This window comes from Streptomyces hilarionis, from assembly GCF_024539675.1.
Lineage (GTDB): Bacteria > Actinomycetota > Actinomycetes > Streptomycetales > Streptomycetaceae > Streptomyces > Streptomyces hilarionis.
Genome location: NZ_JAHHIT010000425.1, coordinates 1 through 478, shown reverse-complemented (window position 1 = coordinate 478; position 478 = coordinate 1). Strand labels below are relative to the sequence as shown.

The 478-nt window shown below is 60.5% G+C and carries 1 protein-coding gene; it reads left to right on the top strand.

Annotated elements, in window-relative coordinates:
• Window positions 1-76: 76 nt before the first annotated feature.
• Window positions 77-478: DNA cytosine methyltransferase (locus tag KMS84_RS43835; RefSeq protein ID WP_256921289.1), on the top strand; the 402-nt coding region annotated here is incomplete at its 3' end.

The window sequence follows — 478 nt, the reverse complement described above, 5'->3', positions numbered from 1 at the left end:
GTACAACGTAACCCGTTGGAATGGCTGCGCTCGAACTGTGATCGCGGGCAGTACAACAGGGCAGGGGGCCTTCGCTGTGCAGGATCCTCGCTCCGGCCTGCGCCGCGTGAAAGGGGATGCCTATCTCACTGGCGGGCATTACGGCGTGGTCCCTTGGGACAGCACTGCCGGTGCTGTGTCCGCCAGTGCGCGCTTGGACAATGGCCGTTGGAGTGTCGCCGATCCAAGAATGCCGGCAGCCAATGATCGACTGACATGCGTGATCAGAAGCCTCGACGGCACCTGGCACCGCCCATTCACCACACTTGAAATGGCTGCATTGCAAAGCCTTGTCGACCCCGAGGAAATGCTCGAACTGGATGGCTTGAGCGATCAAGCATGGCGGGAACGGATCGGGAACGCGGTTCCACCAAAGGCTGCTGAAGCCAATGCCGGTGTAATGGCTCAAACCATCCTGCTCGCCAAGCAAGGGGAAACC